Raw genomic sequence first — 22,336 nt, 5'->3', positions numbered from 1 at the left:
AATACCTAAGCGATGCGCTCCTGGAGATTTTTATTATTCGTTGTAATGTGTTGCTTTAGCTTTAAGGCTTTCCCTGCTGTATTTGTAGTTACCAGCAATGCAGATTCGGGGCCGGGAACATTGCGGGAGGCTTTGACACTGGCTGCAGCGAATGGCAGCGCAACCACTGATTATATAAATTTTAATTTGCCCGGAACCACCGAGGCCGCCCGGACAATAACCCTGCTAAGTGAATTACCTTACCTTTCGTCAAACTTAGTTATCGATGGCTCCACGCAACCGGGGAATAAAATAAGCCCTGGCGATGCAAAAGTCATTATAAATAACGACCCAAACTTCTACTATGTAAATGCGAATACCGCGGGTTTAACCATACAAAATGTGCAGGACGTGGCTATTTACGGTTTGTCGATGAACCAATTTGATGGGAGGATAATTCAGACAGCAGTGTGGGTTGCATCAGCAATTAGTATAATCGAATCAAAAAATATTGTGATTGGTACGCCGGGTAAAGGAAACATGTTTGACGAGGATGAGTTTGCCATATTTGATGGCACAGTTTCCGGCACTAACTATTCACCATGTTTAAACATCAAAATTCAATCTAACGTCTTCGGCGTGGTTTACCCAACTGTTATCAATTTGTATTGCGATGGTTTACTATTTGGCGGAGATGGACCGCTTGAAGGAAATCATGTGTCGCGTGTACTAAATGTGGGCGGAAGTAACGTCCGGATTATTCACAATTACTTAGGCGTTGATGTTGCCGGAAATGTAATACCGAATGACGCGCCTGAAGTAACCTGCTCAAATGGCAGTAATATCGAAGTAAGGGACAATGTTTCGAATAACATAACAATGCGGCTTAACGTAATTACCGGTTTTATGATTATCGGCAACAACGATATCGGAATTAATAATTACATACAAGCCGGTGTACATATTTTTAACTGCAGCGATGGTACTATCGGGTCAGAAGATATTACAAGACAAAATGTGTTTCATGGCGAAGGCCAGGTTGAAATTAATGCTTCATTTTCAAAAAATATAAAATTGCTTAAAAACAGCATCAGGTGTAGTTCTGAGGCATATACTGTCGGCGAATCAATCGATGGGGTGGTGATCCCGGACATAAAAGTTTTAGTAAACAGCGATACCGAATATTCGGGTACCGCCAGCCCGGGATCAACAGTTTATATATATGAGGATAATAGCGATTGCCCAATTTGTAACCCGGTTTTATTTTATACAGAAGTAATTGCAGATGCAGGCGGTAAATGGAAGGTAACCGGTAATTTTAAGGATAAAAAAATGATATCGAATACTTTGCTGAATCAAAATTCATCGCAATTTACTACAGTACGGGTACCAATAAGCGCCAACAATGGGGTAATAACACAGCCCACTTGTGGAAAGAACAATGGCTCAATAGCGCTGAACGAGGTTTATAATGCGCTGATAATTGACTGGTATAACCTAAATAACGAAAAGGTAGGCGGAGGGCCAAAACTTGATAAAGTTGGGGAGGGAAATTACTATGCCGTAGCACGCAATGGAAATTGCTCAGTAAGGACCGATGTTTTTGCGCTATATAATTCCAATCCTAAAATTTACGATAATTCAATAAAGGTTACCCAGCCATCGTGTGGACAGGGTGGATCAATTACCGGGCTAACTACATTAGTTCCTTCGCAAAATCCAATTACCTATACCTGGACTGATGATCAAAATAAAGTCGTTGGTTATCAAACAGACATTACAGGGCTTGGTGCGGGAAAATATACCTTTACACTGCGCGACGAAATTGCCGGCTGCGAAGTGTCTTATGGCCCGGTTATACTAAAAAACGCGAACGGCCCCAACATTGATCAGACCAGCGCTCAAATTCAACCCACCAATTGCGGCCAAACTACCGGTTCGATTACCAATATTGGCGTTACCGGCACGGGTACACTGCAGTACATCTGGTGGAACAGCCAGCAGCAACAAGTAGGCACCAGCAAAGATTTGACAGGCCAGCCGGCCGGCACCTACAAACTGCAGGTTTTGGATGACACCCAATGCGGGCCGATTTATACCACGGATATTACCATCCCCGAAATCAACGGTATAACGCTTGATGAATCAAAAGTGACAACAAGCATAGCCAGCTGTAGTCAAAATAACGGCTCGATAAAAGGTATCAGTTTTACGGGGGCCACCAAATTTCAATGGCTGGATGCAAATAATAACGTAGTCTCCAGTACCGCAGATTTTACGGGCGCAGCCCCCGGTGTTTATACATTCACGGCATCGAATAACTTTGGTTGCAGCAAAACCAGCCAGCCATACACTGTTGGTCAACAGCCACCAGTCCAGCTGCCGCAATATGTGGTCACCAATGTCGCCTCATGTTTCGGCGGCAAAACTGGTTCGGTTACCATAGCCACCGATGCGCTGGTTAAGACCCTGCGCTGGGTTGACGGGCAGGGTGCGCCGGCTGGAAACCTACCAACGCTTACAAATGTAGCAGCAGGAACCTACAAGCTCTACATAACCGACCAAACAGGTTGCGAAAACCTTTACAATACCTACACTGTTGACGAAGTGCCGGAATTTAAAGTTGCAAGCACAGGTCAAACTACAAGCGACCAATGCGGGCTGAATATTGGCAGCGTAAACAACGTAAGCATTACAGGCGGCGTACCGCCGTACACCTACAAATGGACCGATGCCACAGGTAAACAAGTAGGCTTTGAAAACTCAGTTGGTAGCCTTGCAGCAGGGAATTACATTTTGAAGGTAACGGACACGCGTTGCGGTAACGTTGATATCCCATACACCATTACCGAAGAATCGGTGGAGATGCCTGCTCCATCAGTTTCCAATTTACAGTTGTGCAGCAGCGGTGGCGCTTTGCTTTCAGTAGATAATGCGTCGCCTGCTACTAATTATCGTTTATATGAAACTGAAAATAGCACCCATCAAATTGATGAACAAAAAGGAGGTAAGTTTAATATTAATGTGACCGCTAACCGCAGCTATTTTATAACCCAGCTAACAGGAACCTGCGAAAGCCAGCGTGCCGAAGTGAAAATAACCGTAGGCCTTTCAACAGTAAACATCGCCAATGCCTTTACGCCTAACGGAGCCGGCATCAACGACTATTGGAAAATAAGTAATATTGAAAGCTATCCCGGTGCCCTGGTACAGGTGTTTAGCCGTTACGGGCAAAAAGTATTTGAATCAAAAGGTTACACCAAACCGTTTGATGGTACAATGAATGGAAAAAAAATGCCACCGGGAGTTTATTATTACATCATCAACCTGAATACCAATTGCAATGTGTTGTCGGGAAGTCTGACGATAATAAGATAGTTAATGACAAGGAGATAAATCATAAAATCTCTTGATCAAGTAAATCAAGGTTCAGACATACTCAGCGAAATCAACGCAATCACAACAATCAACGGTTAAAGTTGCCTTAAATACATTTGTATTGTATTCTCTAATCCATAATATAAAGCATCGGTAATAAGCGCGTGGCCAATACTTACCTCGTCTAAAGCCAGAATATTTTCGGCGAAATATTTCAGGTTTTCCAGGTCAAGATCGTGCCCTGCATTTATGCCCAGGCCCAGCTTATGCGCTGCTTCCGCTGCTTTTACATAGGGCGCAATGGCTCGCTCTTTGTTTTGACGATATTGATGTGCATAGGCTTCAGTATACAGCTCAATGCGGTCGGTACCAGTTTTGGCGGCGCCTTCAACCATTTCAACTACGGGGTCAACAAATATGGATACACGAATGCCGGCATCTTTAAAAACCTTGATAATGCCGGTTAAATAATCTTTATTGGCAATGGTATCCCAGCCGTGGTTCGAGGTTATTTGCCCCAATACATCGGGCACCAGGGTTACCTGTTCGGGTTTGTTAGCGAGTACCAGATCAACAAACTTTTGCTCCTGGCAGTTACCTTCGATATTGAACTCGGTGGTTACTATTTTCTTCAGCTCAAAAACATCGTTGTAGCGGATATGCCTTTCGTCGGGCCGTGGGTGCACGGTTATGCCCTGGGCGCCAAAGCGCTCGCAGTCTTTTGCAACCTGTATTAAATCGGGATTATTGCCGCCGCGCGAATTGCGCAGGGTCGCTATTTTATTGATGTTGACGGAGAGACGAACCATATTGATTTCGGATTTAGTACTTATTGCCGAATCCTTAATGCAAACTTGGGCAAAAATTATTAAACGATAAATTTTATCTTCACACAATGAAAGCGAAGCCCTTAATTATTGAACTCGTTATACTAATTGTTGTTTCTTCATTAACGACTGCAATGTTGTTTTGGGTTACCGGTTTTCATAAGGTTTATGGTCCTGCAATTGATATTCCACTACACGATGCATATTTTACTTTTGCCACAAAAACAATATTGCTTCCTGCTTTAAGTATTTTGATATTTATAGTTTACGCAGTTAAGGAGGCGTTTTATCGCTACTGCCGCAGGTTGCAGAATTTAATATTATTATCAAGCATCATTTTGATAAATATCTGCTTTCCTTTCGGCTTTAACCTGGTGAGAGGGCTAGCAGCTGAAATGAGACCTTCCCCCAATGGCTGGACCATATACCCGCCGCTCTCGGCATTACCTAAAGTACAACCTAACATTCCGAAGGAAATGCCATTTGAACATTTTTTCAACGTATTTGCATATACGCAAATCTTTTTCATTCTATTATTGGTTATTGTTGCGGTAATAACCGGCAAAAACTGGAACCCAAACAAAAATGTATCCTGAATATATAAAGCGCTCCCTTTTACTTTTCGTTGTAATAACTTGTTTTCAGCAATTTGTGAACGCCCAGGCCAACTATAAAAAAATAACCAACTACCGGGTTTACTACGGCTGGGCCAAACATTACCCCCAGGATTGGATGATAACCCGCCAGTTTGTAAACGATGGCAAAAGCTATTTTTTATTGGTGAACCCCCAAACGCTGGAAACTAAAATTGATGAACCCGATTTTTACCAGGTAAAGCCGATGACGATTGAGGAAGCACGCACGTTTTTTAAGGCAACTCCATATGTTAAAGCTTTACAAAAGGCAGAAAGCCAGTCGGTAAGCACACAAGATGCCGGTATTGAGAGCGGCATGCCTAAACAAACGGGCATAACCCTCACTGCCGATTTATGCCCCTCGCACAAGCCCCTTGACAAAATTATATTTACTGATATTATTGCCGAGTTTAAAAAGGTTGAACACCCTGTGCCGGTAGCCCTTTCTATAACCGGTATATGGATGCGCCAACACCCGCAGGATTTGGACTGGCTGAAAAAGATGCAGGATGAACACGAGATCTACATCACCTGGATAAACCATTCTTTTAATCATCGCGTGAGTGCTACTTTGCCTTTAAAAGAGAATTTTTTACTGGAGGCAGGTACAAATATCAATTTCGAGGTGTTGGAAACTGAAATGGCCATGCTGAAGAACGGCTTGCTGCCATCGGTGTTTTTCAGGTTCCCGGGCCTTGTGTCGGATAAGAAACTGGTTTATGAAATAACGGATTTTGGATTGATACCTGTAGGAACGGATGCCTGGCTGGCCAAAGGGCAGCAACCGCAAGCAGGCAGTATTGTTTTGATACACGGTAACGGCAACGAGCCGTTAGGGGTGAAGGATTTTATAAAACTACTGAAATCAAAAACAAAATCTATAGCCAAAAAACAATGGCTGCTATACGATTTAAGGGAAAGTGTTGATGAGGAATTCCAGGGGGAATAAAATATTGAACTTTCTCGTCATTGCGAGGAACGAAGCAACCTCTACTAAGGACAATCATGAACCTTAACTTTTGTGGAAACCAAAATGCGGCGTTTAGATACTCACAACGTTTTTTGCTCCGTTGATTAGCAAGCTCAGAGATTGCTTCGTTCCTCGCAACGACGGGTTTATTAAACCCCGTGCCCTACTTCCTTTTCAACAAAGGAATGTTCCAGCACGTCAACCAGATCCTTAATGCTGATTGGTTTCGAGATAAAATGGTTCATTCCTGCGTCAAGGCAAGCGGCTTTGTCTTCGGCCATTGCGGCTGCCGTCATGGCGATAATATAGGGTTGTTTTTTGTCGCTTTTGCGGATAATGCGCGTAGTTTCCACTCCGTCAAGTTCGGGCATTTGGACATCCATTAATATAATATCGTAAAAATCGTGGGCCAAAACATCCAGCACCTGGTTGCCATTGTTAACTACCAGGGGCGTATAGCCCAGTTTATTAATAACCTTGGTGATCAGTTTTTGGTTTATTAGGTTGTCCTCTGCAATCAATATCCGCATCGGGAATTTTTGAGCAAATTGCTCCGACAGTAACGAGGTTTTAGCCGCTTCGGGCAGTGCAGATTTGGTTTGTACCAGGCTCGCCTGTATAGCATTACAAAGCTGTTGCTGCTTAACTGGTTTTAATAATATTTTAGCGCCAGTATCGGCAGCTTTGTGCTTTTCAAGCACTGAGCACATTAATATAACGGGGATATTTTTATTGATATTGTGAATTGCCTTTGTAAGTTCCAGGGTGTCTGTTCCCGGGATGTTGGTACCGGTTAGTACAAGATTAAACCCGGCGGTGCCGGTTAATAAACTTAAAGCCTCATTGGCTGTTGCTGCGCATACAACATTAAGGTTCCACTGCTCAAGCTGTGTTTTTAATACTTCGAGTGCTTTGCCACTTTTGTCGACAACCAAAACGCGGGTCTCTGCAGCATTCTTGATGCCGCAACTTTCATTAGTTCCGGTTGTTTTGTCCTCTTCGCTTTTTAGGTTAAAAATTACGGTTGTGCCTATACCTAATTCGCTTTCAATACCAATACTGCCGCCCATTAGTTCAACCAGTCGCTCGCAAATAGCAAGCCCGAGGCCCGTGCCACCATGTAGGCGTGTGGTTGATGCATCAACCTGCGAAAATGCTTTAAATAATCGCTGTAGTTTTTCTTTAGGTATACCCATACCTGTATCCTTAACCTTGAAACCAAGGTTAAGACCATTTTTATCATTGCCCAACAGATCGATCTCTATCAACACTTCACCTTTGCTGGTAAACTTAATCGCGTTGCCCACCAGGTTTATTAATACCTGCCGAATGCGCAGTTGGTCGCCAATTAATTTCTCAGGTACGTTTTTGGCGAACTTGTATAACAGATCTAGTCGTTTTTTTGCAGCCGCTTCAGAAAACAGGTCCAATACGTCTTCAATACACTGCCGCAGGTCGAACGCATTCTGTTCGAGCTCCATTTGGCCTGATTCTATCTTCGAAAAGTCAAGAATATCATTAATAACATTGAGCAGATTTTCGCCGCTGATACGGATGATGTCGGCATACTCCCGCTGCTCGGGGTTTAACGGGGTTTCGCAAAGCAGTGAAGTCATACCCAATACGCCATTCATCGGCGTGCGTATCTCGTGGCTCATGGTGGCCAGGAAAACACTCTTTGCCATATTGGCTTTTTCGGCTTCTTTACGTGCCTGCAGTTCCTGCTCCTTTTGTGTTTCCAGCTCGTTGTTTAACTCCTGTAAATAATCTGATTGCGATTGCAGCTCTTCCGACTGCGCCTGCAACTCCTCATTTAAAGATTGCAGTTCTTCCGATTGATTTTGTAGCTCTTCTGATTGCTTAACAACTTCTGCAGTTTGCTCGATAACCAGCTTTTTAAGCTTTTTCTGCTGTTGTTTTATAGCATAAGTGCGGTAAACAAAATAACCGTAAACAGCAGCAATAACCAATATGAAAGCCATGATCCTAAACCACCAAGTCATATAAAATGGAGGTACTATTATGATTTTTAAAGTAGTAACGTTGTTATTCCATATGCCATCGTTGTTGGCAGCTTTTACCATAAAAGTATATTCGCCGGGGTTAAGGTTGGTATAAGTTGCCTTTCGTTGCGAGCCTACATAATTCCAGTTTTTGTCAAAATTGTCAAGCTTGTAGGCGTATGAATTCATTTCGGGCAGCGTGAAATTCAACGCACTGTATTCAATGGTGAAAACAGACTGGCCATAATCAAGCTTTATCTCTTTTGTTAAGCTAATTGATTTTTTAAGAACGGAACTCCCCCCGATTGACACTTTTTTATTAAACAGTTGAAAATCGGTAAACACCACATCGTGCTTACTTTTATTTACAGCCAAATCGTAAGGGTCAACAATGTTAAAACCATTATGCCCGCCAAAAAGCAGTTCGCCTGTGCGGGCATTCAAGCTGGCACCCGAAAAAAACTCGTAGCCCTGTAGGTTATTTGCAGCCGTGTATTTCCTGATATTGGCTGTATTTGGTTTAAAGCTGATAAGGCCGGCATTGGTACTTACCCACATAAAACCATAGCCATCCTGCGTAATACTGTTAATTATAGAGTAGTTTGTGCCATTTGGAAACTGGTAACCCACGAAAACTTTTTTGTGTTTATCGAATTTACTCAGCCCGCCGCCTAATGTGCCAATCCAAAGGTTGCCGTCATTATCTTCAAATATTGAAATGATAACATTGCTTGACAGCCCGTTTTGCGTAGGTTTAAAATGGGTAAAGTTGTTTTTTGCCTGGTTATACAAATTTAAACCGGCAAAGGTGCCTACCCAAATATTGTTTTCCTTGTCGCAATAAATTGACCGTATATCGTCGTTTGACAACGAATGCAATGTGTCTGATACATTACGTTTGAAACGCTTTACCACTTTTGAGTGTTCAATAACATTTAAGCCTTCGCCATCTATGCCTACCCAAACAGCTCCTGTTCTATCCTGATCTAATGCAAAAACATTAACACCACTTATTTGATTTGGGTTATTGCCGGCAGCAAGGTGGGTCACTTTTTGTGTTTTGGTATCAATCATGTCCAGCCCGCTACCATAATATCCTATCCAAAGTTTATTTTGCTTGTCTTTCAACAACTTAAGTATGTGCTTACCACTTATGGAATTTTTATCACCTGCCTGTGGCATGTAATGTGTAAACTTCTGTGTTGATTGATTTAAAAAGTTTAAGCCCCCGCCGTCTGTGCCTACCCAGTAGCCTTTATCGCCTTCTGCAAATGACGTAACTATATTATTGCTTAATCCATCAGCATCCAGGCGGTCTTTATGATAGTACCCAAACATAGATAAGTTTGTATCATAAAATTTCACGCCCGATTCATATGTGCCCAACCATAAAATACCGCCGCTTTTGTAGACACAGCTTATTGAATTATTTTCGCCCGCAGTGCTTTTATCATCGCTTATGTACTTTGTAAAAGTGCCTTTTGCCTCGTCAAAAAGGTCAAGGCCTTCCTCGGTAGCTACCCATATTTTTTTTGCAGCGCCGGTAGTTAATGCGAAAATATTGTTATTTACCAAAGAGTTGGAGTTACCCGGCTGATGTGCGAAATTTGTAAAGGTTTTGGTTTTTAAATCAAAGAAATCCAACCCTTTGCCGGCCGTGCCGATATAAAGATTACCTTCGGCATTTTTTAATAAATTATTTAACTTGTTGCTGCTCAAGCTATTTTTACCAATATGCAGGTACCGCTTTGCAACGCCGGTTGTATAATTGAACTCAACAAGGCCATTGCCGGTGGCAAGCCACAAATTGCCGTTGTTATCTTCTGCTATCGAATTAATTTGATTGTCCGGAGTGTCTTCATTTCCTTTGGTATAAAAGAATCTTTTTACTTTTCTCGTTTTTACATCAAGCAGATTAAGGCCAGAGTAAGTGCCAACCCAAATGTTGTTTTTGCTATCCTGGAAAATATAATTTACATCGGGAGTCGAGAGGGTAGTTTCATCATTTTTAACGGCTTTTAGCGTAGTAAAACTATTGCATTCCGGGTTGTATTCGCTCAGTCCACCACCACTACCTATCCACAAATGGCCCTGTTTGTCTTCAAACAGGTTAGTTATATCGTTTGCTGGTAGCGAATGCGGGTCGTTTGATTTATGCCTGTAAACGGTAAAAGTATAGCCATCATAACGATTAAGCCCATCGTCGGTTGAGAACCACATATAACCCAGGTGGTCTTTTATGATTGATTTTACATCACTTTGTGAAAGGCCGTTTTCGATAGTAAGTGAAGAGAATTTTACTACCTTATTTTGGGCGATAAGGCTATTATTAAGCGCTAAAAAAATGAAGCTCAATAATAAAAGGCGCAAAATAAACGGTTTCAAACAGGGTTTTAACATTAGCAGTATTATCGTTACAGTAACTACCAGGTGATAAAATTGGTCCTGGAAAAACAGGCTAAAGGTTATAACAAACCTAAATTAAACTGTTGCCGCCTTTTACGTTATTTTTTTGTAAAGGTTATGTTACGTGTATCGCGGGCGTAACGGGAACCGGCTGTTGCAAAAAGGTTTGGACAAAATTATTCGGTCTCAGCCGCTTCCGGCGTTTGAATTTGAACCAGCGAAAGCGGAATCAATTTTTGAGTTTTCAGGAAGGTAATGGTGACGATTACCAGCGTTACGGTGCCTCCAAAAACAACCGATGGAACGGTGCCGAGCAATTTAGCCGCCGTGCCCGATTCAAATGCCCCAATTTCGTTTGATGAACCAATAAACATGGAGTTTACTGCCGATACCCTGCCACGCATATGATCGGGTGTAAGCAACTGCATTATGGTACCACGGATGATAACGCTGACGCTATCAAAAGCGCCTTCGGTAAACAGGAAGATGAGCGATAAATAAAAGCTGCGCGAAAGGCCGAAACAAATAATGGAAAGCCCAAAACCCGTTACCGCAATAAGCAGGTTACGCCATGGTTTACCCATTGGCGAAAAACGGGCCATTGCCAGCATAGTTAAAACGGCACCTAATGATGAGGTTGCGCGCATTATCCCTAAACCTTCGGAGCCAACTTTTAATATGTCTTTGGCAAATACAGGCAATAGCGCCACGGCCCCGCCAAAAAACACCGAAAATAAGTCGAGGCTCATGGCCCATATCAGCATTTTGCTTTTAAAAACAAAATCAATTCCTTCTTTTAAACTATCCCATATATTCTCTTTCGGGATAAATATTGGCGGGTAAGATCGTAACCGGTATATCAGGATTATAGATAGTAAAAGAAAGCAAAGGATAAAGCAAAAAGTCGTAGTTATGCCGTAAAAGCCATAAATTAATCCACCGGCTGCCGGGCCCAGAATGGAGGCTATCTGCCAGCTGGAGCTGCTCCAGGTACTGCCGTTAGGGTAAATTTCTTTTGGGATGCTATGCGCATAAATAGTAAAAGTAGCAGGGCCATAAAATGCACGGGCCAACCCGTTTAAAAATATCATTACATATATTATGGGTATAATCCATCCCTTATGCAGGTACGGCGCAACGTTTTTCATGGTAACCGAAAACATCACCACCGATGCGAAAAGCACCAACCCCGAAATAGTGAGTAACATTTTGCGTTTTTCGGATTTATCGGCCACATAGCCGCCGTACAATGCAATACAAACAGCAGGAATGGCCTCGCACAAGCCAACAAGGCCGAGTGCAAATACGCTGCCTGTAACATGGTAAATGTAAAAGCCGATTACAACTGCCTGCATCTGGTAAGCAAAGGTGAAGAAAAACCGCATGCCCAGGTACGAGCGAAAATCCTTATAGCGTAATGCTGCAAATGAATCTGTTTTGGGTTTACTGTCGCCTTCTGGTGCCAATGATGAGATGTTTTTTGTGATGCGGTAAAATTAAGGTTTGTGGAATTATATGAGGTAAGATTTACGAGGTTTTTAAAACTTCGTAAATCTAAAATCGAATAAAATTACCTTGAAAATACAAAAGCACTAATTCAAACCGTGCTGGTCTATCAAATACATTAACGATGCCATTGATGCAGCGCCAAGTTCAAGCTCGCGTTTGTTTACGTTTTCAAAAACGTCATTTGGGGTATGGTGCACATCAAAATAACGTTGCGAATCGGGCATATAGCCAATTAAAACAACGCCTTTTGATTTTTCGGCCAATGGGCCAATATCGCTGCCGCCACCGCCAGCGGTTAACACACCTGAGCCGTATGGTGCTAATAATTTGCCCCAGTTGCTGCTGATTTTCTCAATCCGGGCCGGCGAAATACCCTCAAAGGTAAAACCGCGCGGGGTAAAGCCACCCAGGTCCGATTCAATGGCTGCAATATGCTCTTCTTTGTTTTGATCGGCAAGCTCGGCATATTTAATACCTCCGCGATCGCCGTTTTCTTCGTTTATAAAAAATACGGCTCGTATAGAGTTTTTGGGTTTATAGCCCATTACTTTTAACAAGCGCAACGCTTCAACAGATTGCATTACACCGGTGCCATCGTCATGGGCGCCTTCGGCCAAATCCCACGAATCAAGATGCCCGCCAACGGTGATAAATTTATTAGGGTTTTCGGAGCCTGTCATTTCACCAACAACATTAAATGACGGTGCATCGGGCAACAACTCGCAGTTTTGTTTAAAGTAGAACTTAACCGCCGGTAACGATTTCATCTTAAGCATAGCGCTTAAGGTATTTGCATCTTTTGTTGATATGGCAGCGGCCGGTATATTAACCCCATCTTTTGTATAGGACGTTGCTCCTGTATGCGGATAAAAATCAAGGGTTTCGGTTAATGAGCGCACTATTACGCCTGCCGCGCCATATTTCGCGGCAGCTGCCGGGCCGGCAAAACGCTGGTCGCCGGCTGTGCCGTAAGCCCGTAGCGTTTCGATAAACCTTGGATCAAACGGGCGGTTAAAGAAAACTATTTTGCCTTTAATAACACCTGCACCCAACGTTTCTAATTCTTTCAGGCTTTGTACCTCAATAATAGGAGCGGTTAAACCATTTTTAGGTGTTGCGACTGTCATACCCAAAGCCGCGATGTGCACGCTGATTTTTTTATCGCCCTTAATAATAGCGCCCTCTTCTTTAGCGCCGCGTACCCAGTGCGGTACCATTACAGGCTGCAGGTATACCTTGTCGAACCCGTAGCTTTCCATTAGTTTCTTGCCCCATTCAACCGCTTTTTGTGCATTTGCCGAACCGCTGATGCGCTGGCCGATATTTTTACACAAATAATGCAGGTTGCTGTAGCATTGGCCGTTAACCAATTCTTCGTCGTATATCTTACGAATCATTAGGGAATCCTGCGCTTTTGCAAGGCCTCCGATTAAAATTAGTGTAGATAGGAGTGTAAGTTTTAGTTTCATGTTATTAGTCAGTTATGCGGTAAATATAGGGAAAGAGAAAATAAGGTGGATAAAATTAGTAGCGCCGGGATATGCTAAAAGCACTTAATTAATGTAGTTGATCGTTTTTCAAAAGGCAAACTATTTGTCACGATATCTTATCCCAACTGAGCCCGTCTTGTTTTATTTTAAACGACTGATGCAGAATTTGATTTTCCGGCGCGGTAAGCTGCGGGTCTTTTTCAAAAATAGTTTCTACAAACTTGCGCACCTGTATCAGCAGTTCCTGGTCGGTAACCAGGTTGGCTACTTTTAAATCAAGGACGCCGCTTTGTTGGGTGCCCTCTATATTGCCGGGGCCGCGCAATTGCAGGTCTGTTTCGGCAATTTCGAAACCATTGTTGGTTTTAACCATGGTGTTGAGGCGTATACGGCCGTCGTGGCTCAGTTTATGGCTGCTCATGAGTATGCAATATGACTGCTCGGCCCCGCGGCCTACGCGGCCGCGCAGCTGGTGTAATTGCGACAGTCCGAAGCGCTCGGCATTTTCAATAATCATCACCGATGCATTTGGAATGTTCACCCCAACTTCAATTACCGTTGTTGCCACCATTATTTGCGTTTCACCTTTTATAAAGCGGTTCATTTCAAACTGCTTATCCGAAGGCTTCAATTTGCCGTGAACTATGCTTATTTTGAAATCGGGCAGCGGAAACTCCTGCGACATTACCTCTATTCCATCCATCAGGTTTTTGAGGTCGAGTTTCTCGCTCTCCTGTATCAGCGGGTAAACTACGTACACTTGCCGGCCTTTGGCAATTTCGCGCTTCATAAAACCAAACATAGCCAGGCGCTGGTTTTCGTAATAATGTAGGGTTTGAATGGGCTTGCGACCGGCCGGCAGTTCATCAATTACAGATATATCCAAATCGCCATATAATGTCATTGCCAGGGTACGGGGGATAGGGGTGGCCGTCATTACCAAAATGTGTGGCGGAATGATGTTTTTACGCCAAAGCTTGGCCCTTTGCTCCACACCAAAACGGTGTTGCTCGTCGATAACCACAAAGCCCAGGTTTTTATACTGCACCTTATCTTCAATAAGCGCATGGGTTCCTATTAAAATTTTAAGGTCGCCATTCTCTAACCGCTCGTGCAAAACCTTTCTGTCTTTTTGTTTGGTCGAGCCGGTCAGCAGCCCAACCTCAATAAAATCATCGCCAACAAGTTCTTTTATGGTTGCATAATGCTGGCTTGCCAAAATCTCGGTTGGGGCCATTATACAGGTTTGGAAGCCGTTATCGATAGCAATAAGCATGCTCATAAGGGCAACTACAGTTTTGCCGCTGCCCACATCGCCCTGCAATAAACGGTTCATCTGCACGCCGCGCTGGGTATCCTGCCTTATCTCTTTTAAAACCCGCTTTTGGGCGTTGGTTAGCGGGAAAGGCAGTTTATGGTGATAAAAATCATTAAAGATATTACCAATACTTCCAAACACATTCCCTTTAAATTTCTGGGTATGCAGCAGCTTGTTTTTTAAAAGTTTAAGCTGTAAAAAAAATAATTCTTCGAACTTAAGGCGGTATTGAGCCTCGTTAAGCTTAATAGCATCTTCAGGAAAGTGGATGTTTCGATAGGCCTCGGCACGCCCCATCAGCTTATACCTGTTAATAATATAAAAGGGCAGGTTTTCATGAATATCCTTCAGGTGCTGCTCCAGTAATTGTGATACCAGTTTAAGGAGCCCTTTACTATCAAGCGAAAACTGCTTAAGTTTTTCGGTTGAGTTGTAAGCGGGCTGTAGAGTGAGGTTTCCCCTGCGCTGCTGCACTTCGGTGGTATACAACTCCATCTCGGGGTGTGCCATTTGTGGCTTACCGTTAAAAAAAGTGGGTTTACCAAACAACACGTACACCTTGCCCGGTATGATGTTTTTCTCCATCCACTTAATGCCCTGGAACCACACCAGCTCGATAACGCCGGTGTCATCCTGTGCCTGTGCTACCAGGCGGCTGGTACGTTTCTCGCCGGCAATTTCTTTATGCATCACACGGGCAAGCACCTGCACGTAAGGCATCTCTGGCTGTACGTCTTTTACCTTATAAAACCGGGTACGGTCGATGTATTTGTAGGGAAAGTAATTTAAGAGGTCACTAAAATTGAATACCTGCAGTTCTTTTTTTAAAATCTCCGCACGGCTAAGGCCCACGCCCTTTAAATATTCAATTGGAGTTTCAAAAACCTGGGTGTTCAATTAGTGATTGATTTGAATTGAAAATTTGAAGATAAGCCGATTTGAAGATTAAAACCTTTGCAGCGCCTGGCCTGACTTGTAGTTCATTTTCAAATCCTCAAATCAGCCAGTCATCAAATTATTTAATCGCTGTAACGGTAATTTCAACATTAACGCCTTTGGGTAAACCGGCGACCTGCACGGTTTCGCGGGCAGGGAAATCATTTGTAAAATATGTTCCGTAAACCTCGTTTACGTGTGCAAAGTTACCCATGTCGGTCAAAAAAATGCTGGTTTTAATTACGTGGCTAAAATCAATGCCGGCCTCGGTTAAAATGGCCTTAATGTTATCCATCACCTGTTTGGTTTCGGTTTTAATATCGTCTAATACAAGTGCGCCGTTAGCAGGGTTTAGGGCAATTTGGCCCGAAAGAAAGATAAAGCCGCCCGCAGCTACTGCCTGGTTATACGGGCCAATTGGTGCTGGTGCGTTATTAGTATTAATTATAGTTTTCATTTAGAAATTTGTTTTTCTGACAGACTGGGATATGCGTTGAGGGGTATTTTAAATTTACTTTTTCAGGATGAACAGTTTTATAACCGTCCAGATAATGCCCAGCAAAAACATAATGATTGCAATGGCATTAATGGTATGCATTACCTTAAGGTTAAAGCTGGTGGGCCTGTTGGGGTCTTTTTTCCTGAAAAAATACATGAACAAATATAGGGAAGGTTAAGGCGAAAAGCAAGTGGGGGGAAGTCATAAGTCATAAGTCGGAAGTCGGAAGTCGGAAGTCGGAAGTCGGAAGTCGGAAGTCGGAAGTCGGAAGTCGGAAGTTTAGGGTAAACAAAAAGGCCTCCCTGTAACGGGAGGCCTTTTGTATAATAATTAATTAAAATTATTTGTGCATTTCAACACGACGATTAGCAACGCGGCCATCTTCGGTAGAGTTATCAGCTATAGGATGGGTTTCGCCAAATCCTTTAACTTTTAAGCGTTTTGCATCAACACCTGAGTTAACTAAGTAAGTTTTTACAGAGTTAGCACGGTCTTTTGATAAACGCATGTTGTGAGCAGCAGTACCTTCAGATGAAGCGTAACCAGCTAAAGTAACAGTGCTTGAGTTAGCCCTCATATCAGCAGATGTAGCATCTAATACTGGGTATGAAGAAGTTTTTAACACTGAACTGTCAAATTCAAACTGGATGTTTCCGTATGGAGTCGCAGCAGGAGCGGGAGCAGCAGCAGCAGCTACAGGCTCAGGGAATTTGATTGGGCAACCAGAACCATCAACTACGCTACCTGCAGGAGTGTTAGGGCATTTGTCAAATTGATCAGCAACACCGTCACCGTCTGAATCTTTTTTCAGGTCGTTAACAGCGTTTTCAACGTTAGTAACACGGCCTTTTAAAGCTTCAACTTCTGCACGTAATGCTGCATCGTACAATTCGTCATACATCATAGCAACAGGGTTTGCCCACTCTAAGCTCGGTTTCGAAGATGAACCTAAAGTGTACTCTAAACCAACATATCCGTAAGAATATTTGTCGTTAGATGGGTATTTAGCGTGAACGCCAGTTACGTTAAATCCGTCAACAAAGTTTTCGGTGTAGCCAACGTTGAAGTCTAAGTGATCAGATGCGCGGAATTTAACTCCAACGCCAACTGGTACGTATACTTCTTTAACTTTATGACCGCTAGCTGCGCTCCATTTAACATAGTTTGTTAAATCAGTTGACGGTGCCGGATCATAAACCATGAAGCCAAAACCTGCAGAAGCGTAAAAGTTAACAGAGTTAGCACGGTGTAAAAAGCTGATGTTACCAAAATTAACAACACCGCTCAAGCTTCCTGAAATGAAGTTGGTTTTGAAACCTTCGTACTGGGTACCAGTAACAAGATCTGTTACAGTGGTAGTAGCGCCAGGATCATTCGCGTTTGGAGATTGATCTTGTCTGCCTTTGATCTGACCTGCGTGTGCATCTAACTGTATGCCAAATGCGTGGCTAAGTTGATCTTTAATCGAAACGCCAAAACCTAAAGCAGGCTGGCTTTGATTAAATCTGTTGAAGCCACCGGTTATTACTGACGATCCTGTCACGCCAACGTTAACTCCGATGCTCCATGTGTTGTACTGTCCAGCTCCACCAAATAATTTGGCGGGACCGGCCGCGTCAGACATTTTCTTAGTGGAGTCGGTTTGAGCGGATGCTATACCAACTGCCATCAAGGAAACACATGATAAGACGACTGTTTTCTTTAATGTAGAATAGTTCATAGTTTTAAGATTAAACGATTTTAATTGTGATTTTTTTCAAAAATAGTAATTATGTTTGAATTTGTAACCAAACACCGTTCCAAATTTTATAATTATTATACAAATAAATGAAAAAAATTGTTTTTAAAAAATTAATAAAATTTAAAAGATGAAATATCTCCCCATTAATAATGAGGTATTTACCCACAATAGAAAAAATTTCGTTTCCCGACTAAAGCCCTGTTCCATAGCCATTTTCAATGCAAATGACGAATTTCCGAGAAGCGGCGACCAAAGTTTTCTTTTTAAACAAAACCCCGATTTTTTTTATCTGACAGGCATAGACCAGGAGCAAAGCATACTGTTGTTATTTCCTGACTGTCCTAATCCGTTATACAAAGAAGTACTGTTTTTAAGACAAACCAACGAACACATTGCTGTTTGGGAGGGCCATAAATATACTATTGAAGAAGCCAGGGTTGCTTCGGGTATAACAAATATCTATTGGCTGAATGATTTTGACGTTATACTGCACTCCATTATTAACTATGCAGAACACATTTATATAAATACAAACGAGAACGACAGGTACGCCCACACCGTGCCCTACCGCGACATAAGGTTGCTTGAATCGTTACGTACAAAATATCCCCTGCATAAATACGAACGTTCTGCTTTAGTAATGCGCGATCTACGGGTTGTAAAATCGGACACTGAGATTATGCTTACTAAAAAGGCTTGCGAAATTACCCGCGATGCTTTTGTACGTGTACTTAAGTTTTTGAAGCCTGGTGTTACCGAATATGAAATTGAAGCCGAATTAACCCACGAGTTCCTGCGCCAGCGTGCCACAGGCAATGCATACAACCCTATTATAGCATCCGGTAAAAATGCGATAGTACTGCATTATGTCGACAATAACCAGGTTTGTAAAGACGGTGATGTAGTATTATTTGACTTTGGTGCCGAGTATGCCAACTATAATGCAGATATGAGCCGCTCGGTACCTGTTAACGGGCGTTTTACCAAACGGCAGCGCGATGTTTATAATGCAGTGCTGCGGGTAATGCGTGCAGCAACCAAAATGATTGTTGCCGGAACTGTGCTAACTGAGTATCAGGACGAGGTGGGCAGGATAATGACCGGCGAATTAATTGGACTTGGACTGCTCAACAAAACTGATGTTGACAAGCAAGACCCTAAGATGCCTTTATATAAGAAGTATTTTATGCACGGCACATCGCACCACCTGGGCCTTGACGTACATGATTTTGCCAGCCGCTATAAACCGTTTGAAGTTGGGAATATTTTAACCTGCGAACCCGGAATTTATATACCTGAAGAAGGCCTGGGCATACGTATCGAAAATAATATACTGATTACCGCCCGTGGCAACGTTGACCTGATGGCCGATATACCTGTCGAGGCAGATCATATTGAGGAGATAATGAATTAGCCCCCCGACCCCCTAAAGGGGGAGCTCGATTAGCAAACTTAAACTTCTGCTCCCCCTTTAGGGGGATGGGGGGCTAAGGTTCCGATGAACTTATACAAGTTGAATCCTGGTTCTTCTAAAGCTTTGGCAATATCATGCTGAAGCTTTTTTTTGTCAATATCGGCCATGCGTTTTTGCTGGATGATGCGATAGGCCTTTTCGGCGAGCAATAATTGTTTGCGGGAGTTTTTTTTGCCTGCATTTGATCGGATAAAGGCTATTACTTTATCAATGCCGATATCTTTTGAAGCAACGGTTTTAAAAACCGGCAATCCCGAGTCAGCCTTTTGCAGCTTTTTTAGATTATTAACAAAAAGGTCGGCATCGGCGCGGTCGCCTTTATTTACTATAAAGGCATCGGCAACTTCCATAAGGCCCGATTTTATGTTTTGTATTTCGTCGCCGCTTTCTGGCACTAAAACCAGCAGGGTAATATCGGCCAGGCCGGCAATTTCGATTTCTGACTGACCAACGCCCACTGTTTCTACTAAAATATAATCGAACCCTGCGGCACGTAAAACATCAGTCATTTCGATGGCTTTCGCCGACAGCCCGCCAAGCGAACCGCGTGTAGCCAGCGAGCGGATAAAAACATCGGGATGGTTAAAATGCGGCGCCATGCGGATACGGTCGCCTAAAAGCGAGCCGAAATTAAAGGGCGAGGTCGGGTCGATAGCTAAAACCGCTATTTTATTGCTGTTGTTAAGCAAGCCGGTTATTAAAGTGTTTACCAGGGTGCTTTTGCCGGCTCCCGGTGGCCCGGTTATACCAATAATTGGAGCACTTTTGGCAAACGTCAGGCTTTTTAAAAGTTCATCGGCACCCTGCAAATCATTTTCAACAACAGTTAAAGCACGCGCAACTGAACGGAAATCAGTACAATCGGGTTTGATGTTGTTGGTGGCGTTATTTTGCATTTTATATAGCTGAGATAAAGTAACAAAAATATAATGTATTTTAAACAACACATGTACAATTGCCACTTTTGATTGACAATATTGTAAGCGTACTTTGTAGCATAAAGCTATATTTGCTGCAAAACATAATGTATAATGAAGGTGGCCGGTTTTACTTTTATCAGGAATGCAGTAAAAAATGATTACCCTGTAGCCGAAGCCATAACTTCAATTCTTCCAATTTGTGATGAGTTTATAGTTGCATTAGGCAATTGCAGCGACAATACTGAAAGTTTGATAAGGAATATAAACTCGCCTAAGATTAAAATAATTAATACTGTTTGGGACGATTCGTTACGCGATGGCGGAGCCGTATTTGCCGCCGAAACAGATAAGGCCTTTAATTCAATTTCTTCAGATGCCGACTGGGCCTTTTATATCCAGGGAGATGAGTGCGTGCATGAGAAGTACCTGCCGCTCATAAAAAAGGAGATGGAGGATAATTTAAATGATAACCGTGTAGAAGGTTTGTTATTTAAGTATCTCCATTTTTACGGGTCGTACGATTATTACGGCCATTCGCGCAGGTGGTACAGGCGTGAAATAAGGATACTGAGAAACAATAAGGCGATACATTCATATCGTGATGCGCAAGGTTTCAGGCTGGACGGAAGAAAGATAAGGGTTAAGTTGATTGATGCTTACATTTATCACTATGGATGGGTAAAACCACCGGATGGTTTGAAAAGCAAGCTTCGTAATTTCAACTTGTTTTATCATGATGACGCGTGGATGGCCGAAAACCTACCCGAAACATTTGAATTTGATTATAAAAATGCCGACCGCCTGGTACATTTCACCGGCAACCATCCGCAGGTAATGCAAAAACGGATTGCTTTGACCAACTGGAAACTTAATGTAGACCTTAACCAACTGCATAAAAAAATGACCTTTAGAAGGAAATTGCTGCAAAAAGTTGAAGATATTACCGGCTGGCGGGTAAGCGAATACCGGAATTACAAAATAGTTAAATAGCCACCGTGAATTTAAAGAAAAGCGTTTCGGCAATTATTCCTAATTATAATGGCCGTCATTGATAAAAATTTATTCAGACTTACCCGGTTTCTACTATTGAAGCTTCCTTTGCTATTTCGTTTTTTGGCGAAGTTCAGGTCGCCCCAAAAAAGACTGCTGATCATAAAAACCGATGCCATTGGCGACTACATCCTGTTCAGAAATTTTATAGAGGTTGTAAAATCATCAGCAGCCTATAAAGATTACCAGGTTGATTTGCTTGGCAACGTGCTTTGGCAGGATATTGCGTTGAAATACGACGCTCCTTATGTTAACCAGTTTATATTTGTAAAAGCCGGGCCCATGTTTACCCAGCCTGTGAAAGTCTTCAAACTGGCATTGCGGCTTTTTAAGGCTAATTACGAGGTTACGCTACAGCCATCATCTACACGCACATTTATCAGTGATAGTTTTGCCGGGTTTACAGCGGCGAAACAAATAATTGGATTCGAAAGTGACTATGAGGGTATTTCTGAACGCTATAAGATGAAGACCGACAAATTTTATACCCGGCGCTTGTTATTACCTGCCGGGGTGCATTTTGAATTTGGGCGTTCGAGGTTTTTTTTCGATACTTTTTTAAATACACATGATACTATAAGCTCAACCACAATCCCGGTGACAAAAACGGGGGAGGGGGGCATTGTGATATTTCCCGGCGCCGGCGCTTTTGGACGTCAATGGGGCGAGCACAATTTTATTGAATTAATACAGCAAATTAAACAGCAGAGCACGCAGTCGGTTTACCTGGCAGGCGGACCAGGCGAGGTAGCTTTGGGTGAATTTATAGTTGCCAATTTACCGCCCGGCAGCGTAGTTAATTTAATCGGCCAATCAACCCAACCGCAGATGGTTGAGCTGATAGGGCAGGCTGGGCTTGTAATTGCCAATGATACGAGCGCCATTCACATAGCTGTCGCTGCAAAAACAAAATCGGTTTGTATACTTGGCGGCGGCCACTTTGAGAGATTTGCCCCTTACCCTGCATATTTCGAATACGGCCCGGTTTGCGTATTCGAAAAAATGGACTGCTATTATTGTAATTGGGCTTGTATTCATAAACCTGCCGCAACCGAAGTTTATCCCTGCATTGGCAAAATTAGCGTAGCCCGCGTTTGGGACGCGGTTTTGCCTTTATTGCCCCGGTAATAAAAATGTGGCAAGCGCCGGTATACTTTGTGGGGTATATATTAGTTAATTACTGTTAACTTTGCATTTTTAT

The 22,336-nt window shown here is 42.8% G+C and carries 15 protein-coding genes; 6 read left to right on the top strand and 9 right to left on the bottom strand.

Annotated elements, in window-relative coordinates; all coding sequences use genetic code 11:
* Window positions 1-45: 45 nt before the first annotated feature.
* Window positions 46-3,357, top strand: a complete 3,312-nt coding sequence (locus NAF19_RS05380; protein ID WP_252788791.1) for a T9SS type B sorting domain-containing protein — start codon at window positions 46-48, stop codon at window positions 3,355-3,357.
* A 95-nt stretch (window positions 3,358-3,452) separates the two neighbouring features.
* On the opposite strand, the gene NAF19_RS05375 is transcribed toward NAF19_RS05380, so the two are convergent.
* The gene (locus tag NAF19_RS05375; RefSeq protein ID WP_252788790.1) at window positions 3,453-4,166 is read right to left on the bottom strand and encodes a pyridoxine 5'-phosphate synthase; all 714 of its coding nucleotides are present in this window, start codon (window positions 4,164-4,166) and stop codon (window positions 3,453-3,455) included.
* An 86-nt stretch (window positions 4,167-4,252) separates the two neighbouring features.
* Between NAF19_RS05375 and NAF19_RS05370 the strand changes: the two genes are divergently transcribed.
* Window positions 4,253-4,780: a hypothetical protein gene (locus tag NAF19_RS05370; protein ID WP_252788789.1), complete on the top strand. Its 528-nt coding sequence runs from the start codon at window positions 4,253-4,255 to the stop codon at window positions 4,778-4,780.
* Window positions 4,770-5,768 carry a polysaccharide deacetylase family protein gene (locus tag NAF19_RS05365; protein WP_252788788.1) on the top strand — a complete coding sequence of 333 codons (999 nt, stop codon included), beginning with the start codon at window positions 4,770-4,772 and terminating at the stop codon, window positions 5,766-5,768. Before NAF19_RS05370 ends, NAF19_RS05365 begins: the two co-directional genes overlap by 11 nt.
* Window positions 5,769-5,938: 170 nt before the next feature.
* Here NAF19_RS05365 and NAF19_RS05360 read toward each other — a convergent pair whose 3' ends face one another.
* From NAF19_RS05360 to NAF19_RS05330, 7 genes are all read right to left on the bottom strand, one after another.
* Window positions 5,939-10,147 carry a two-component regulator propeller domain-containing protein gene (locus tag NAF19_RS05360; protein ID WP_252788787.1) on the bottom strand — a complete coding sequence of 1,403 codons (4,209 nt, stop codon included), beginning with the start codon at window positions 10,145-10,147 and terminating at the stop codon, window positions 5,939-5,941.
* 227 nt (window positions 10,148-10,374) lie between these two features.
* On the bottom strand, window positions 10,375-11,664 hold the full coding sequence (locus NAF19_RS05355) for an MFS transporter (protein WP_252788786.1): 1,290 nt from the start codon (window positions 11,662-11,664) through the stop codon (window positions 10,375-10,377).
* A gap of 126 nt (window positions 11,665-11,790) precedes the next feature.
* Window positions 11,791-13,176: a M20/M25/M40 family metallo-hydrolase gene (locus NAF19_RS05350; protein ID WP_252788785.1), complete on the bottom strand. Its 1,386-nt coding sequence runs from the start codon at window positions 13,174-13,176 to the stop codon at window positions 11,791-11,793.
* Window positions 13,177-13,303: 127 nt separating this feature from the next.
* On the bottom strand, window positions 13,304-15,412 hold the full coding sequence (gene recG / locus NAF19_RS05345) for an ATP-dependent DNA helicase RecG (protein WP_252788784.1): 2,109 nt from the start codon (window positions 15,410-15,412) through the stop codon (window positions 13,304-13,306).
* A gap of 118 nt (window positions 15,413-15,530) precedes the next feature.
* A complete protein-coding gene (locus NAF19_RS05340) occupies window positions 15,531-15,908 on the bottom strand; it encodes a RidA family protein (protein ID WP_252788783.1) in 378 nt (125 codons plus the stop codon).
* 54 nt (window positions 15,909-15,962) lie between these two features.
* A complete protein-coding gene (locus NAF19_RS05335) occupies window positions 15,963-16,106 on the bottom strand; it encodes a DUF6728 family protein (RefSeq protein ID WP_252788782.1) in 144 nt (47 codons plus the stop codon).
* A 184-nt stretch (window positions 16,107-16,290) separates the two neighbouring features.
* Entirely contained in the window at window positions 16,291-17,670 is a 1,380-nt protein-coding gene (locus tag NAF19_RS05330) for an OmpA family protein (RefSeq protein WP_252788781.1), read from the bottom strand.
* A gap of 148 nt (window positions 17,671-17,818) precedes the next feature.
* On the opposite strand from NAF19_RS05330, the gene NAF19_RS05325 reads away from it, so the two are divergent.
* On the top strand, window positions 17,819-19,105 hold the full coding sequence (locus tag NAF19_RS05325) for an aminopeptidase P N-terminal domain-containing protein (protein ID WP_252788780.1): 1,287 nt from the start codon (window positions 17,819-17,821) through the stop codon (window positions 19,103-19,105).
* A 38-nt stretch (window positions 19,106-19,143) separates the two neighbouring features.
* Here the strand turns inward: NAF19_RS05325 and meaB are convergent, their stop codons facing one another.
* Complete coding sequence (gene meaB, locus NAF19_RS05320) at window positions 19,144-20,061, bottom strand: methylmalonyl Co-A mutase-associated GTPase MeaB (protein ID WP_252788779.1); 918 nt, start codon at window positions 20,059-20,061, stop codon at window positions 19,144-19,146.
* 135 nt (window positions 20,062-20,196) lie between these two features.
* Between meaB and NAF19_RS05315 the strand changes: the two genes are divergently transcribed.
* Together NAF19_RS05315 and NAF19_RS05310 are read left to right on the top strand one after the other, a co-directional pair.
* A complete protein-coding gene (locus NAF19_RS05315; protein ID WP_252788778.1) occupies window positions 20,197-21,075 on the top strand; it encodes a glycosyltransferase family protein in 879 nt (292 codons plus the stop codon).
* Window positions 21,076-21,123: 48 nt separating this feature from the next.
* Window positions 21,124-22,263, top strand: coding sequence for a glycosyltransferase family 9 protein (locus tag NAF19_RS05310; RefSeq protein ID WP_252788777.1), 1,140 nt, complete (start codon window positions 21,124-21,126; stop codon window positions 22,261-22,263).
* The last annotated feature ends 73 nt before the right edge of the window (window positions 22,264-22,336 follow it).

The organism is Mucilaginibacter flavidus (assembly GCF_024055575.1).
Lineage (GTDB): Bacteria > Bacteroidota > Bacteroidia > Sphingobacteriales > Sphingobacteriaceae > Mucilaginibacter > Mucilaginibacter flavidus.
This window is presented reverse-complemented; position numbering and strand designations above follow the sequence as displayed.

Bases quoted from the DNA above. Each gene is read 5' to 3' on its own strand.
- NAF19_RS05315 (WP_252788778.1), top strand. From the start codon at position 20,197: ATGAAGGTGGCCGGTTTTACTTTTATCAGGAATGCAGTAAAAAATGAT.
- NAF19_RS05340 (WP_252788783.1), bottom strand. From the start codon at position 15,908: ATGAAAACTATAATTAATACTAATAACGCACCAGCACCAATTGGCCCG.
- NAF19_RS05310 (WP_252788777.1), top strand. From the start codon at position 21,124: ATGGCCGTCATTGATAAAAATTTATTCAGACTTACCCGGTTTCTACTA.
- NAF19_RS05335 (WP_252788782.1), bottom strand. From the start codon at position 16,106: ATGTATTTTTTCAGGAAAAAAGACCCCAACAGGCCCACCAGCTTTAAC.
- NAF19_RS05325 (WP_252788780.1), top strand. From the start codon at position 17,819: ATGAAATATCTCCCCATTAATAATGAGGTATTTACCCACAATAGAAAA.
- meaB (WP_252788779.1), bottom strand. From the start codon at position 20,061: ATGCAAAATAACGCCACCAACAACATCAAACCCGATTGTACTGATTTC.
- NAF19_RS05330 (WP_252788781.1), bottom strand. From the start codon at position 17,670: ATGAACTATTCTACATTAAAGAAAACAGTCGTCTTATCATGTGTTTCC.
- NAF19_RS05380 (WP_252788791.1), top strand. From the start codon at position 46: ATGTGTTGCTTTAGCTTTAAGGCTTTCCCTGCTGTATTTGTAGTTACC.
- NAF19_RS05375 (WP_252788790.1), bottom strand. From the start codon at position 4,166: ATGGTTCGTCTCTCCGTCAACATCAATAAAATAGCGACCCTGCGCAAT.
- NAF19_RS05350 (WP_252788785.1), bottom strand. From the start codon at position 13,176: ATGAAACTAAAACTTACACTCCTATCTACACTAATTTTAATCGGAGGC.
- NAF19_RS05365 (WP_252788788.1), top strand. From the start codon at position 4,770: ATGTATCCTGAATATATAAAGCGCTCCCTTTTACTTTTCGTTGTAATA.
- NAF19_RS05370 (WP_252788789.1), top strand. From the start codon at position 4,253: ATGAAAGCGAAGCCCTTAATTATTGAACTCGTTATACTAATTGTTGTT.